The organism is Bradyrhizobium ganzhouense, from assembly GCF_049949285.1.
In the GTDB taxonomy this organism is placed as follows: domain Bacteria; phylum Pseudomonadota; class Alphaproteobacteria; order Rhizobiales; family Xanthobacteraceae; genus Bradyrhizobium; species Bradyrhizobium ganzhouense.
Genome location: NZ_CP181318.1, coordinates 5,885,875 through 5,900,053, shown reverse-complemented (window position 1 = coordinate 5,900,053; position 14,179 = coordinate 5,885,875). Strand labels below are relative to the sequence as shown.

Annotated in this window: 13 protein-coding genes; 5 read left to right on the top strand and 8 right to left on the bottom strand. The window is 63.9% G+C overall.

Going from position 1 to position 14,179, the window contains the following annotated elements:
* Nucleotides 1–3 precede the first annotated feature (3 nt).
* Genes ACLFLU_RS27225 through ACLFLU_RS27215 form a run of 3 tightly spaced genes read right to left on the bottom strand, consistent with a single transcriptional unit; the run spans nt 4 to nt 3,282 of the window.
* On the bottom strand, nt 4–963 hold the full coding sequence (locus ACLFLU_RS27225) for an ABC transporter permease (protein ID WP_426414085.1): 960 nt from the start codon (nt 961–963) through the stop codon (nt 4–6).
* A complete protein-coding gene (locus tag ACLFLU_RS27220; RefSeq protein WP_426407852.1) occupies nt 963–2,252 on the bottom strand; it encodes an ABC transporter substrate-binding protein in 1,290 nt (429 codons plus the stop codon). The genes ACLFLU_RS27225 and ACLFLU_RS27220 overlap by 1 nt, the downstream gene beginning before the upstream one ends.
* 43 nt (nt 2,253–2,295) lie before the next feature.
* Nucleotides 2,296–3,282, bottom strand: a complete 987-nt coding sequence (locus ACLFLU_RS27215) for an ABC transporter ATP-binding protein (protein WP_426407851.1) — start codon at nt 3,280–3,282, stop codon at nt 2,296–2,298.
* A 268-nt stretch (nt 3,283–3,550) separates the two neighbouring features.
* Between ACLFLU_RS27215 and ACLFLU_RS27210 the strand changes: the two genes are divergently transcribed.
* Complete coding sequence (locus ACLFLU_RS27210; RefSeq protein WP_426407850.1) at nt 3,551–4,258, top strand: GntR family transcriptional regulator; 708 nt, start codon at nt 3,551–3,553, stop codon at nt 4,256–4,258.
* A 17-nt stretch (nt 4,259–4,275) separates the two neighbouring features.
* On the opposite strand, the gene ACLFLU_RS27205 is transcribed toward ACLFLU_RS27210, so the two are convergent.
* Entirely contained in the window at nt 4,276–4,485 is a 210-nt protein-coding gene (locus ACLFLU_RS27205) for a hypothetical protein (RefSeq protein WP_426407849.1), read from the bottom strand.
* Nucleotides 4,486–4,859: 374 nt separating this feature from the next.
* On the opposite strand from ACLFLU_RS27205, the gene glsA reads away from it, so the two are divergent.
* The 4 genes from glsA (at nt 4,860) to ACLFLU_RS27185 (ending at nt 9,855) form a co-directional block, all read left to right on the top strand.
* Nucleotides 4,860–5,858: a glutaminase A gene (gene glsA, locus ACLFLU_RS27200; RefSeq protein WP_426407848.1), complete on the top strand. Its 999-nt coding sequence runs from the start codon at nt 4,860–4,862 to the stop codon at nt 5,856–5,858.
* Nucleotides 5,859–5,926: 68 nt separating this feature from the next.
* Nucleotides 5,927–7,567, top strand: coding sequence for an MFS transporter (locus tag ACLFLU_RS27195; protein WP_426407847.1), 1,641 nt, complete (start codon nt 5,927–5,929; stop codon nt 7,565–7,567).
* A 361-nt stretch (nt 7,568–7,928) separates the two neighbouring features.
* Nucleotides 7,929–8,492 carry an HdeD family acid-resistance protein gene (locus ACLFLU_RS27190; protein WP_426407846.1) on the top strand — a complete coding sequence of 188 codons (564 nt, stop codon included), beginning with the start codon at nt 7,929–7,931 and terminating at the stop codon, nt 8,490–8,492.
* Between the two features lie 25 nt (nt 8,493–8,517).
* A complete protein-coding gene (locus tag ACLFLU_RS27185) occupies nt 8,518–9,855 on the top strand; it encodes an amidohydrolase family protein (protein WP_426407845.1) in 1,338 nt (445 codons plus the stop codon).
* 131 nt (nt 9,856–9,986) lie between these two features.
* On the opposite strand, the gene ACLFLU_RS27180 is transcribed toward ACLFLU_RS27185, so the two are convergent.
* The 4 genes from ACLFLU_RS27180 to ACLFLU_RS27165 form a co-directional block, all read right to left on the bottom strand.
* Complete coding sequence (locus tag ACLFLU_RS27180) at nt 9,987–10,613, bottom strand: transglutaminase-like cysteine peptidase (protein ID WP_426407844.1); 627 nt, start codon at nt 10,611–10,613, stop codon at nt 9,987–9,989.
* Nucleotides 10,614–10,943: 330 nt separating this feature from the next.
* Complete coding sequence (locus ACLFLU_RS27175; protein ID WP_212331855.1) at nt 10,944–11,555, bottom strand: PilZ domain-containing protein; 612 nt, start codon at nt 11,553–11,555, stop codon at nt 10,944–10,946.
* Between the two features lie 69 nt (nt 11,556–11,624).
* Nucleotides 11,625–12,791 carry a CynX/NimT family MFS transporter gene (locus ACLFLU_RS27170; protein WP_426407843.1) on the bottom strand — a complete coding sequence of 389 codons (1,167 nt, stop codon included), beginning with the start codon at nt 12,789–12,791 and terminating at the stop codon, nt 11,625–11,627.
* Between the two features lie 52 nt (nt 12,792–12,843).
* The gene (locus ACLFLU_RS27165; RefSeq protein WP_426414084.1) at nt 12,844–14,040 is read right to left on the bottom strand and encodes an MFS transporter; all 1,197 of its coding nucleotides are present in this window, start codon (nt 14,038–14,040) and stop codon (nt 12,844–12,846) included.
* Nucleotides 14,041–14,179: the final 139 nt, after the last annotated feature.

The following is a 14,179-nucleotide window of genomic DNA, read 5'->3' as shown; positions in this document are numbered from 1 at the left end:
CGCCTACAGCTCCTTCTTGATGTCGACGATGCGCGACATCATGGTGATGATCAGGAACGTAATGATAAGCAGGATCACGGCATTGGCGGCCGCGGCCGGGAATTGCAGCGCGTTCACCCGCGTCTCGATGATCTTGCCGGCAGCCGCGATCTGCTGGCCGCCCATCACGCCGATGGTGATGAAATCGCCCATCACGATGGTGATGACGAAGATCGAGCCGATCACGATGCCGGGCTTGGTGAGCGGAATGACGACGTTGACCAGCGTCTGGAAGCCGGTGGCGCCGGCGTCATAGGCAGCCTCGATCAGCGACTTGTCGATGCGGATCATCGAATTGAAGATCGGCACCACCATGAAGAAGGTGAAGAGGTGAACCAGCGCCAGCACCACTGAGAATTCGGAGAACAGCAGCCATTCGATTGGCTGGCCGATCAGGCCTGTCTTCATCAGGCCGGAGTTCACCAGGCCGTTGCGCCCGAGCAGCGGGATCCAGGCGATCATGCGGATGACGTTGGAGGTCCAGAACGGGATCGTGCAGAGCAGCGACAGTCCCATCTGCCAGGTCTTGGACTTGATATGGAAGGCGAGGAAGTAGGCGACCCAGAAGCCGATGAAGAGCGTGATGGCCCAGACCAGGAAACACAGCTTCAGCGTCTTCAGATAGGTCTTGGCGATGGTGCAGAGATCGGGGAGCTGCGCGATGCAGCCTTCGAACGTGTCGGTGTAGCCGCGGCCGGAGAAGGCCGGCAGCAATTGATATTCGTTGTAGTCCCAGAACGAGACGATGACGACGAAGACCAGCGGGATCAGGAAGAAAGCGAGAAACACCAGCATCATCGGCCCGGCCTGCAGCCAGGAGATGAAGGAGGGCGACAGGCGCGCCGCTTTCGCAGGGCGCGCCGTCTCCGATCCCCGGACGAGGTCCGGGGATGGCTGTTGCAGAATGTCTTCCGACGTATCCATCACGCGGCGATGAACTCGTTCCACTTGCGGACCATGTAGTCGTTCTCGTCCATCACGGCGTTCCAGCACGCGACGCCGCCCATGCGCTCCTCGTAGGAACCGCCGTCACGCACGGAGCCTGCCTTCTCCAGCAGCGAGCCGTCGGGTGCCTTGATGTCCTTCTCGGCCGGCTTGCCTTCCATCCAGTAAGCCCACTCGTAGGGCTCCATGTTGGCTTTCGCGGTCGAGAGCACGGCCGAGTAATAGCCCTGGCGGTTCAGGTAGGCGCCGGCATAGCCGGACAAGAACCAGTTCACGAACTCATAGGCCCAATCGAGCTTCGGACCCGAGACGCCCTTGGAGACGCAGAAGCCCGAGGCCCAGGAGCGATAGCCTTCCTTCAGCGGCTGGAAGGTGCAGGCGATGCCCATCGAGCGGACCTTGGTCACTGCCGGCGACCACATCGACTGAATGACGGTCTCGCCCGAAGCCATCAGGTTGACGCTCTCGTTGAAGTCCTTCCAGAACGCGCGGAACTGCCCGGACTTCTTCGCCTCGGTCATCACCTTCATGGTGAGATCGATCTCTTCCTTGGTCATGTTGCCCTTGTCGGCATATTTGTACTTGCCGGTGGCTTCCACGACCATCGCGGCGTCCATGATGCCGATCGAGGGGATATTGAGGATCGAGGCCTTGCCCTTGAACTCGGGATTGAGAAGTTCAGCCCACGAATTGATTGGGCGCTTGATGATGTCGGGGCGGATGCCGAGCGTGTCGGCGTTGTAGACGGTCGGGATCAGCGTGACGAACTCGGTCGCCGTCTTGGAGAAGGTCTTGGAGTCCTTGCCTTCGAGATACAGCACCTTCCAGGGCGCGGTGCCCTGATTGCCGATCTTCTTGCCGCCGGGCGTCTCGCCCTTGGTGAAGACCGGCGTGATGTTGTCGAATTCCTTGATCTTCTTGGCGTCGAGGGCAAGGATGTTGCCCGACGGCACCAGCTTCTTCAGCGAGAAATATTCGGTGTCCAGCACGTCAAAGGAGTTCGGCTGGGTCATCACGCGCTTGGTGACGTCGTCGGTGGTCGCGGTGATGTATTCGATCTTGATGCCGGTGTCCTTCAGGCACTGCTTGGAGATGTCGTCGCCTTCGTTCACGGCGGTGCCGAGATAACGCAGCACCTTCGGTTCGGCTGACATCACGTAGGGGAAGCCGGTGATGGCGCCGGAGCCGGCGGCAAGGCCGGCGAGACCTGCGGTGCTCTTGAGTAGCGTGCGGCGGCTGACGCCGGTCTTTCTGGTGGTCTCGGTCATTCCAGTCACTCCTCTGTGTTGCGCATTTTCTAAGATGACGGCGCTATTGCAGGCGTTGCGCCTTGGCGGGATCCCAAGTGACCAGCACGCGATCGCCCGGACGGAACGGGTGGACGTCGAAGGTGGCTTCGGGAACGTGGGCGAACAGGGCGGTGCCGTCGTCGAGCGTGAGCGAGACGGCGACATAGGAGCCCTGGTACTCGGTCTGGGTCAGCAGCGCCGGCGCGCCGAATGCGCCGTCAGTGACCGGCTTGATGCCGAGCTGATCGGCACGCACGGCGATGAGGTTGCCGGCGTCGCTGAGGACGTTGTGGCCGCCGATGAAGCGCGCCACGAATTCGGTGCGGGGATGATGGAAGATGTCGCGGGCGCTACCCTGCTGCTCGATCTTGCCCTGGTTCATCACCACGATGTGGTCGGCGAGCGCCATCGCCTCTTCCTGGCCGTGGGTGACCTGGATGAAGCTGATGCCGAGCTCGCGCTGCAGCCGTTTCAGCTCGCCGCGCATCCTGACCCGCAGGAATGGATCGAGTGCGGACAGGGGCTCATCGAGCAGGAGGATCTGCGGCTCCGTGATCAGGGCGCGGGCGAGCGCGACGCGCTGCTGCTGGCCGCCGGAGAGCTGGGCCGGCAGTCGCGCCGCATAGGGCGTCATGGCCACGAGCTCAAGCAGTTCGCCGGCGCGCTTGTGCCGCGTCGCACGATCGACGCCGCGCATTTTCAGGGCAAACGCAACATTGTCGAGCACGCTCAGGTGCGGAAACAGCGCGTAGGACTGGAACATCATCGCCGTGCCGCGCTTGGCAGGCTCGAGGTCGGTGACGTTCTGTGGCCCCAGGATGATGTCGCCCTCGGTGACCGCCTCGTGGCCCGCGATCATGCGCAGGGTCGAGGTTTTGCCGCAGCCGGAGGGGCCGAGCAGGCAGCAATAGGTGCCGGCGGGAATCTTCAGATTGACGGTGTCGACCGCCAGCGTCGTGTCATAGCGCTTGGTGACGGCGACCAGTTCGAGAGCGGCGGGAGTGGCCATGCTGTGTCCGGGGCGGTGCAGTTGTTCCGCCTCTCTCCGCAAGGTCCGTGCCAACAGCGCAAATTGGGTCGAATCTAAAAACTGTCCAGCGGAGTCAGGTCGTTAGATCGAATCCGGCGTGGTTGTGCGGCGCACGGGCCGGGCAGGGATGTGCACACGAAATGGGCGAAGATTGTATAAAGTTTCGCCTGTGATTGGATACAGCTCGTCGACTACCATCGAGACCGAACGTCGTCGACCGAGCCCTCAAACCCAGCCGTTAGAACTAATGGCCGCCAAATCCCGCCCGAAATCCGATGCGCCCGACGTGAGCGATCGCGTCAGCCGGATCAGGGAGGGCGTGACCGCGGCGATCCTCGAGCATCGCCTGCTGCCGGGCACCAAGCTCGGCGAAGACGAGATCGGCGAGATCTATGGTGCGAGCCGCACGCTGGTCCGCACAGCGCTGCAGCAGCTCGCGCATGAGGGCATCGTCAACATCGAGAAGAACCGCGGCGCCTTTGTCGCGCGCCCGACGCCGGCGGATGCCCGCGAGGTGTTCGAGGCGCGTCGGCTGATCGAGCCCACCATCGTCGATCACGCTGTCGACGCCGTCTCGCCAGCATGGATCAATCGCCTTCAGCAGCATCTTGCCGAAGAGCGCGAGGCCGAGCTGCGTGGCGACGCGCGCGCCTCGGTCCGGCTCTCCGGCGACTTTCATCGGCTCGTCGCGGAGATGAGCGGCCACAGCATCTATCTCGGCTTTCTGAAAGAGCTGATCGCGCGCTCCTCGCTGATCATCCTGCTCTATCGCCGTCACGACACGCCGGCCTGCGGCACCGATCATCACGCCGAGATCGTTACCGCGATCCGCACGCGCGACAAGCAGGTTGCGCGTGAGCAGATGCTGTCGCATCTGAACGAGATCGAGGCCGAACTGTTCCTGAAGGACCCCGCCGCCGACGAGCTGCGGCTCGCGGACGTGCTGGGCGCGTAGCGAACAGCGTCGGTCGGCTAGGGCAGCGAAGATCCTTGGTTGCGCCTGACGATCTTCAGCACCAGCAGAACCGCACCAATGACCAGCAGCAGGACACCGATGAAAGTCGTGCCGCCGGATTCAAAGGTCACGCCGACCGCGGTCAGCAGGCACCCGATAATGATTGCGAAGAGCCCGCCGAGTTTCTTGATGAGCAGGATGGGTCCGTCACTCGCTTGTGCCACCATGTTACGCCTCGCCACTTGCTGCGCGGTCTGTGTTTAAAGCCCACCTCTCGCCCCATTGGTCTCCTGCCGCGCCGATCGCCCGATCGTACGCCTGTCAGTCTGAGTTGCAATCTTGCGTTGTCCTGGGGGCGCGCGTGATGTTCGACTTTAATTAGAGTTCGATGCAGGCGAGGCAGCTTCGCTTACTCATTTGCCGAAATTTCCCGAGTAGATGCATCTGGAGATGTATCTCCATCGGGACTCGTATGGCTGAATTGCAAAATCGCCCTATGGTTGCAAATTGACTCCATCGGACCATGGGCATCAACTTACCGCCGCGCAGTGAGTCTGGATCTGTTTCGGCAACAGCCGAACCCGTTCCACGGAGTAGTGCAATGGCGTCGCGTTCGGCCGTCGAGGAGCGGGAGCCGACCTATGTCTCGACCGGCCACCTGCCGGCTCCAGACACGGTGCAGTCGCTGGTCAACGAGGCGCAGCGGCGCTTCAAATCAAATCGCGATGGCGAGAATTCGCAGGTCTATCCGGCCCTTGCCCGGGTGCCGAGCGAGTTGTTCGGCGTCTGTGTCGTTGGCACAAGCGGGCGCGTCTATGGCGCCGGAGACGTCGACTACGAATTCTCCATCATGAGCGTGTCGAAGCCGTTCCTGTTCGCGCTGGTCTGCGAGACCATCGGGCCTGACGAAGCACGTGCGAAGCTCGGCGCGAATGCGACGGGCCTTCCATTCAATTCGCTCGCTGCGATCGAGCAGGGTAACGGCCGTACCAATCCGATGGTCAATGCCGGCGCGATCGCGACGACAAGCCTGGCGCCGGGCGCGACGGCCGAAGCACGGTGGGCCTTCATCCATGACGGATTGTCGCGCTTTGCCGGCCGTGCGTTGCCGCTCAACGAAGAGGTCTATGCGTCGGCGTCGCAGACCAATTTTCGTAATCGCAGCATTGCGCGGCTGCTGGAGAGCTACGACCGCATCTATTGCGACGCCAAGGAAGCGACCGATCTCTACACGCGGCAGTGCTCGCTCAATGTGAGCGCCCGCGATCTCGCCGTGATGGGAGCGACGTTGGCCGATGGCGGCGTCAACCCGGTCACGAAACAGCGTGTGGTCGATGCCTCGGTCTGCCACTACGCGCTGGCCGTCATGATCACCGCCGGGCTGTATGAGACGTCGGGCGACTGGCTCTACGACATCGGCCTGCCCGGCAAGAGTGGAATCGGCGGCGGCATCGTCGCGGTGTCGCCGGGCAAGGGAGGTTTCGGGACCTTCGCGCCGCCGCTCGACGCGGCCGGCAACAGCGTGCGGGGACAGCTTGCCGCGAAGTTCCTGTCGCAGCGGCTGGGGATGGATCTGTTCGTATCGCAACCGGAACAATGAATGCACAAAAAGGATCGGCGGGCCCGCGGGCTTGACTGGTCGCAATGCCGATCAAGCGGGAGGACGTCATGGCCACGCAGACAATCTCGATCGGCGGCATTCACGGGGAAGAGCGCGTGTCATGGATTCCCATGATCTCGATTGCGCTCGGCCAGATGATCATGTCGTTCAACGTGGCCTCGCTGCCGGTGGCGATGGGCGGGATGGTCACGAGCTTCGGCGTGGCGCCGACCACGGTCGCAACCGGGATCGTGGCATACTCCATGCTGGTTGCGGGCTTCGTGATGCTTGGCGCCAAGCTCGCCCAGCGCTTTGGCGCGCTGCAGGTGTTCCGGGGCGCTGTCGTACTGTTCTTCATCTCGCAGCTGATGATGACGTTCAGCCCGACGGCGACGGTCATGATTTCGGCGCAGGCGCTCTGCGGCGCGTCGGGAGCAGTGATCGTGCCCTCGCTCGTCGCGCTGATTGCGGAGAACTATGCTGGGCGACAGCAGGCCACCGCACTTGGTGCGCTGGGCTCGGCGCGCGCGGCGGCGGGTGTGCTCGCTTTCGTAATCGGCGGTGTCCTGGGAACCTATATCGGCTGGCGGCCGGCGTTCGGCATCCTGATCGCGGCCTCGGCCATCGTCTTCCTGATGAGCTTTCGCCTGAAGCCGGACCGCGGCCGGCCGGACGTGCATATCGACCTGGTCGGGGTGGCGCTCGCGGCGAGTGCGATCATTCTCATTAGCTTCGGCTTCAACAATCTGAACGGCTGGGGCCTCGCGGTTGCGACCGCCAATGCGCCGTTCGATTTGCTTGGCCTGTCGCCCGCGCCAATCATGATTGTGCTCGGCATTGTGCTGGGGCAGGGATTTCTGCTCTGGACGCACCGGCGCCAGGCCGCGGGCAAGACGCCGCTGCTGGCGCTCGAGGTCATCGACTCGCCTGAAGAGCGCTGTGCGGTGTTCGCGTTGTTCGCGGTGGTCGCGCTCGAGGCCGCGCTGAACTTCACCGTGCCGCTCTACATCCAGATCGTGCAGGGCCGTTCGCCGATCGCGACCGCGATTGCGATGATGCCGTTCAACCTCACGGTCTTCTTCTCGGCGATGCTGATCGTGAATGTCTACGAGCGGCTGACGCCGCGGCAGATCGGCCGCTACGGTTTTGCGCTCTGCACCATCGCGCTGGTCTGGCTCGCCTTTGTCGTGCGCAACGACTGGAGCGAGGTCCCCGTACTATTCGGGCTCGTCCTGTTCGGCATCGGACAGGGCTCGCTGGTGACGCTGCTGTTCAACGTGCTGGTGACGGCGTCGCCGAAGGCGCTCGCCGGCGACGTCGGCTCCCTGCGCGGCACCACGCAAAATCTTGCCTCGGCGCTCGGTACGGCGGTGGCGGGCGCGCTGCTGGTCGGCCTGCTCAGCACCATTGCGCTGGGCAAGATCACAGCGAGCCCGGTGCTGACGCCGGAGCTCCAGGCACAGGTCGACCTCGGCAACATCACCTTCGTCAGCAACGATCGCCTGCGCAGCGTGCTCGAACGCACGAACGGGACGCCGGAGCAGGTCGCGGAGGCTGTCCGCGTCAACACCGAGGCCCGGCTGCGCGCGCTGAAAATCGGACTGTTGATCATGGCAGGTCTCGCGCTGATCGCGATCATCCCGGCGGGACGGCTGCCGAACTATCTGCCGGGCGAGATACCGAGCGACCAGGCCGCCGCAAAAACGTGAGTTCGAGAACGGACCGGGGACTTGGAAGGAGAATGCCGTGAGTGAGATGGATCGCCGCGACACGCTGCGGCTCATGTTCGGAGGCGTGATCCTCGCGGGCGCAGGCGCAGGTCTGTGGCCGCAGGATGCCGCTGCCTTGGCGGATGCGTCGCCACTCGATCAACCAGCTTCGATCAGACGCGAACCCGCGGGACGGGTTTATGCGCAATCGACCCGTCCGCGGCCTCCGGTGCACCGCCCGCCTCATCGGCCGCCGCCGCGACCGCCGTCATGGCATCGGCGGCGCCGGCGTTGGGTGTGCTGGTGGCATCGTGGCCGCCGTCATTGCGGCTGGCGTTGGCACTAACCGAGGGAGGATGTCATGACGACTTACGATCATAGCGCGCCGATGGGCGCAACCGGCCTGCCGCAACCGCCCCGCTGGGTCTGCGTGCTCCTGGGCCTCTTCATGGTGTTCACGGGGCTGATGGTGTTGGGCGACGTTGCCTTCTTCACCGTGATCAGCGCGCTGTTCATCGGCTGGATGGCGATTGCCACCGGCGCCTTCGAGATTTTTCACGCGTTCTGGACCAAGGGCTGGGGCGGGTTTGTCTGGCAGGTGGTGCTTGGCGTTCTCTACATCGCCTTCGGTATCGTTCTCATCAGCCAGCCGCTGACCGGCGCGCTGCTGCTGACCTACGCTCTTGGCCTCGCGCTTCTCGTCTCCGGGGTAGTCCGCATCCTGATCGGCATCGGCCGCTGGCAGCAGGGCGGCGGGATCATGCTGGCCTCGGGCCTGTTCGGCGTGCTCGCCGGTCTCATCATTCTCACCGGTTTTCCGATGACCGGGCTCTGGGTGTTGGGCATGCTGCTCGGCATCGATCTGTTGTCGCACGGCATCGGCTGGCTGACCTTTGCCTGGCGGCCTGTCGCAGCCGCCGCATAGCGGCACCCGAGCGCGGAGATTGAACATGTCGGGATTGAGTATGCGGGCCGGCCTCGCGGTGCTGCTCGCAATGATCGTCTGCAGCGCGTCGCCCGCGCCGGCCCAGCAGGACGCTGCCGTCCTGTTCCGCAACGTCAGGATATTCGACGGCAAGAACGCGACGCTCTCGGTCGCGTCCAACGTCCTCGTCAGGGATGGCAAGATCGAGAAGATCTCGACCGCGGACATCGCGGCGACCGGCCTAATCATCGCCGGCGGCGGCCGTGTGCTGATGCCGGGCCTGATCGATGCGCATTGGCACGCGATGCTGGTGAGGCCGACGCCGACGGCGGCCCTCGGCGATGTCGGCTACAACAATCTACTCGCCGCCAGTGAGGCGACGGCCACGCTGATGCGCGGCTTCACCACCATCCGCGACATGGGTGGGCCGACCTTCGGCCTGAAGCAGGCCATCGACGAGGACCTCGTCGCCGGTCCGCGCATCTATCCGTCCGGCGCCATCATCACCATCACCGGCGGTCATGGCGACTTCCGCCAGCTCTCCGACCTGCCGCGCACGATCGGCGGCATGATGAGCCGCATGGAGCGGATCGGCGGCAGCATGGTCGCCGACAGTCCCGACGAGGTGCGCGTGCGCGCTCGCGAGCAGCTCATGCAGGGGGCTTCCCAGGTGAAGCTCACCGCAGGCGGCGGCGTGGCCTCGCCGTTCAGTCCGCTGGACGTCTCGACCTTCACCGAGCCCGAGCTGCGTGCCGCGGTCGAGGCCGCGGACAATTGGGGCACCTATGTCGCCACGCACGCCTATACCCCGATCGCGATCCAGCGCTCGATCGCAGCCGGCGTCCGATGCATCGAGCACGGCCATCTCATGGACGAGGCGAGTGCGAAGCTGATGGCTGAGAAGGGGATCTGGCTCAGCACGCAGCCGTTCCTGGATATGTCCGCGGGTGCCGGGCTCGGGCCTTCGGAACAGGATAAGTTGCGGCAGGTGGTTGCCGGCACCGACCGCGTTTATGCGCTGGCAAAGAAATATCACCTCAAGACTGCATTCGGCACCGACGTCCTGTTCTCGCAGGCGCTCGCGGAGAAGCAGGGCTCGATGCTGGCCGCGCTGACGCGCTGGTACACGCCGGCCGAAGCGCTGGCCATGGCGACCTCGACCAATGCCGAACTGTTGAGCCTGTCGGGCCTGCGCAATCCCTATCCCGGCAAGCTCGGCGTGGTCGAGGAGGGCGCGCTCGCCGATCTCCTTTTGGTCGACGGCAATCCGCTCGACAACATCGGTCTCGTCGAAGATCCCGCGAAGAATTTTGTGGTGATCATGAAGGGCGGCAAGGTCTACAAGAACATCCTGCCGCGCTGACGAGCGCGTCTCCAAAAAAGTTGCGGCCAGGCTTTGGGGGAAGCCTGGCCGCGCGCGAACCGGTCTGGGACGGGGAGGGGTGGGGATGTGACCGGGTCGCGTAACTCGTTGTCTCGTTCCTACTGATCTGCTTACTGATCTCTTGCGCTGGCGGTGGAGACCGCCGGCTTGGTATCGCCGAGCGACACCCAGACGTTGGGATCGGCCTGCGACTGGCGCTTGACGAAGCGGTAGCCGGTCTCGGTCCAGGCAACGACGCTCTCGTTCTGATTGTCGAGAATGAACTCGCCCTTGTCGGTCTTCACCGTCAGCACCGCGTGTCCTTCGCCCTTCTTGTCGCGCACGACGGTGATGAGCAGGGCCTCGCGCGGCCAACCGGCATCAATCAGCATCTTGCGCTTCAACAGCACGTAATCTTCACAGTCGCCGTAACCGTCGGTCGGCAGCGACCACTTCTCGACCACACCCCAGTGCTCCTGGTCGGTCAAAGGCTTGATGGTCTCGTTGACCCAGCGATTGACCTTGGTCAGGTCGCGCCACGCGGTCTGCGACATCACGATGTCGCGCGGCTGCGTCGGTCCGCCCTGACACTGAGCGGCATTCTCTGCACAAAACTCGACCCAGCCGATCGGCGCACGCGTGGTGTCGCCGAGGCTTGCGTAGAGCAGACGGCTTTCGCCGGCCTGCGCTGTCGCGCTGATCCCGAAGAGCATGGCAGCGATAGCCAGTCTCTTCCCCTGTCCCCTGAAGTCCAACATTGCGGCCCCCGTTTCTTGTTGGGACCACATTGCGCATGGAGCTTTTGAGTTGCGGCTAAATCAACCAAGTCAAGTCGAGGCGAATACAAGTAAAAGGCGCGACGAATTCGATCTATACTTGAAGAAAATTCGAATAAAATTTGAGAATACTGCAATTGATTCAAATTGTAGGGATTAACGCGGGAACCCTGCTGGAACCGTTGTTTCCGCACGCGAAGAGGCCGCACGTTAACCGGCGTAAGGCCGCAGCCGGACGCGAAAAAGGCGGCGTCCGCATCGCGAAGGCCGCCTTTGAGGCTGGAAAATCAGGGGGGTTGGCGCGCTATCGCTTTACCGCGCGGTAACGCTCTCTTCGAGTGTCTCGATCGGCTGCGAGTGCAAGAACTCCAGCGCGAAGCCGTCTTCGAGGTTTCGGACCACGCGGCCCTGGACCCGGCCGAGCATAACCGTCGATTTCAGCGGCGGGCGGTTCTCCGCCGCGATGGCGGCGCCCGACAGCGACAGGTCGATGATGCGGCAGGTCATCTTGGTGCCGTCTTCGAGCGTCAGCACCGCGATCGGGTTGCGCGGCACGATACGGTCGTGGCGGCGATCTTCCGGCAGGTTGAGGATGTCGCGGTTGGCGAGCCAGGTCAGCTGGGCCGCGAGCTTGTCGCGTTTGCGCGGCGTGGCGCCCACCGTCATGGCAAAACCGTTGTCGATGATCCGGGTGATCTTGCCCTCGACCCGGCCGATATGGTCGAGATAGGCCACCACGCGGTCGCCGACATTGCCGATGCCGGGCGCCAGGAGCGCGAGCCCCCCGGGCGACATGTTGATCACCTGGCAGGGGAATTCACGGCGATCCGGCAGCATGTAACGGCCGAGCAGGTGAACCTTCACCCGCTGGAAACGCCGACGTTCCTCGGCGGCCGGAAGAAATTTTTTGTTCGCCAACGCCATTTTCACTACCCGACCCCCCGCCCGGGCGGAGTCCGCCACGACCGTAAGGTGCATAGGGTTAATGCCGCGTTATGATTTGGCGCGGCGATGACGGACCGACACAATGCGTTCAAAAAGCCACATCAAGGGTGGGCAGGCCAATATCGTCAGCGCGCCGAGGTCGAGCGCGACCGCGGCCGTTCCCGCCGATTTGGCCAGCCTGCCCGCGACCGCCGGTCCCAGCATCATTGCGGCATAGAACAGGGTGTAGAACACGCCCATCCCGATCGCCCTGGTCTCCGGGGCGAGCACGCGGGCGGCGAGGCTCATGATCGGGCCGGCCGGATGGCCGCCGATCAGGCCGATCAGGACGAGGATGGTGATCACGGCGTCGGATCGGCTCAGCCAGGCGAGCAGGGCGGCCACGACGAGGCTGGACGCAATCGCCAATACAAAGGGCCGCTTGAAGCGATCGGCGAGATAGCCACCGGCCGGCACCGAAATCACCGACAGCCACATCACAACGCTGATCGCCGAGCCGGCCGCGGCGATGCTCCAGCCGCGCTCGGCGAGCAAAGAGGGGCCGAACGAGAAGATCATGGCGAAGCCGACATTATAGAGGCCCCAGATCGCGCCCGCGACGATCACCGCCAACAGGGCAAGGCGATCGAGCTTGCTTGATCCAGCCGCGCTGACCGTCGCGCCAGGTGGCGGCTGATAGAACATGATCAGCGCAACGCCGATCGCGCTCAGCGCACCAGTCGCGGCGAATACGGCGCCTGCGCCATAGGCGGTGCCGATCGCCGGCAGCACCAGCAGCGAGATCGCAACGCCTGCCGGCCAGGAGTTGACGAAGATCGCCATCGCGGTTGCGATCTCCTTGCCGGCAAACCAGTCGGTGCCCATCTTGGTGAGCTGCACCGTCAGCAGCACGCCGCCGGCGCCGGAGGTAATGCGTCCTGCCATGTGCAGGCCCCAGATGTCGGTGGTGGCCATCACCAGGCTGCCCGCGGTCATCAGCAGCAGCGCCGATATCGTGGTTGGCTTGTCGCCAAGGGTTCGCCCTATCGCGCCGCCCGGCAGCGCCAGCACCACGCCCGGGGTGAAATAGAGCCCGATCAGGATGCCGATATCGGCGAGCCCGACGCCAAATGTCTTTTCAAGCAGCGGTGCGACCGCCGCCACGCTCTGGAACTGGAACGCGATGGTGAGGCGAACGACAAACAGGATCGCAAGAATAGTCCAGCGATTGCGCAATGCCTTATCTCCCCAACCCGCTTATCGAGGGTGCGGTGGAGAGGGACGAGAGTCAACCTGCAGTCTTCCGCGTCGCGCGCCGATAGAGCAGACACAGCAGCGCCAGCAGCACTGCGGCCGATAGTCCGAGCGACCAGTGAATGCCGATTGCCGCTCCGAAGACGCCGACGGTAATGCCGCTGAATGCCCTCATGCCAAGTCCCGCCATATTATAGAGACCGACGACGCGGCCGCGGATGTCGGGTGGCGCATTCAACTGCACCAGCGCCTGCGCCATGGTGTTGAACGACAGCTCGAAGAAGCCCGCGAAGAACAGCAGTATAATCGCGACCGGATAGATCCGCACCGCGGCGAAGCCGAGCAGCGCCACGCTCCAGAGCGTCGCGAGCAGGATCGCGGTGCGCGGCGTGCCTTTCAATCGTCCCCAGGATTCCAGCGCGATGCCCGCGAGCAGCGCCCCACCGGCGTCGGCTGCGAGCAGCACGCTGTAGGACACTCCGGGATCGCCATGGCCGAGATCGCCGGCAAAGCCCGGCATCTGCGCGTGATAGGCGTTTCCGATCATGAAGGAGGTGAGGCCGGCGAGCCACGTCATGGCTGTCAGTACCGGCTTGGTGCCGATCGCGCGCATGGTGTCGATGATGTCAGCAAAGCCGCGCACGGCAAAGCGCCGCACCGCGACGCTGCTGTCGCGGACCGGCGCCCAGAACAGCCAGAGCAGCATCGGCAGATAGAACAGCGTGTTGAAGATGATGCCATGCGAGGTGCCGAGCGTCAGCATGATGACGCCGCCCGCCGCAGGCCCAACCAGGATGCCGAGATAGCGCGCCATCGCATTCAGCCGCACCGCGCTCGGCAGATCGGCAGGACCGACGAGGTCGTAGAGCAGCAGCTGGTTCGGCGTCTGCCACAGCACGCCGGCGCAGCCGTGGATCACCAGCAGCAGCATCGCGTGCCACATCTGGATCGTGTCGGTGATGAAGAAGAAGCCCCACCCGGCCGAGGCCACGATGAACAGCAGCATGCCGCATTGGATGATGCGGCGCGGGTCGAAGCGGTCGGCAAGCCCGCCGACCACGACCGAGAACAGCAGGAACGGCAGCCAGTGCGACAGCACCGCAAAACCGCCCAGCGTCGGCGAATGGAATTTCTGGAACACCACCCAGTAGCTGATCACGTGCTCGATATTGTCGGCCATCATCGCCAGCACATAGGCGATGAACTGGAGCCGATAGGGCACGGACTTCATCGCCGCGAACGATCCGGACGCGGCCACGGGATTTTGGGGGAGGGGGTTCAAGGGGGCACCAGGGGCAAGATATCAGCCGGCCATACACGCTCATTGGTGAGTGCTCAAGACACTTGGGTGTGCTTGGGCATCTGCCATG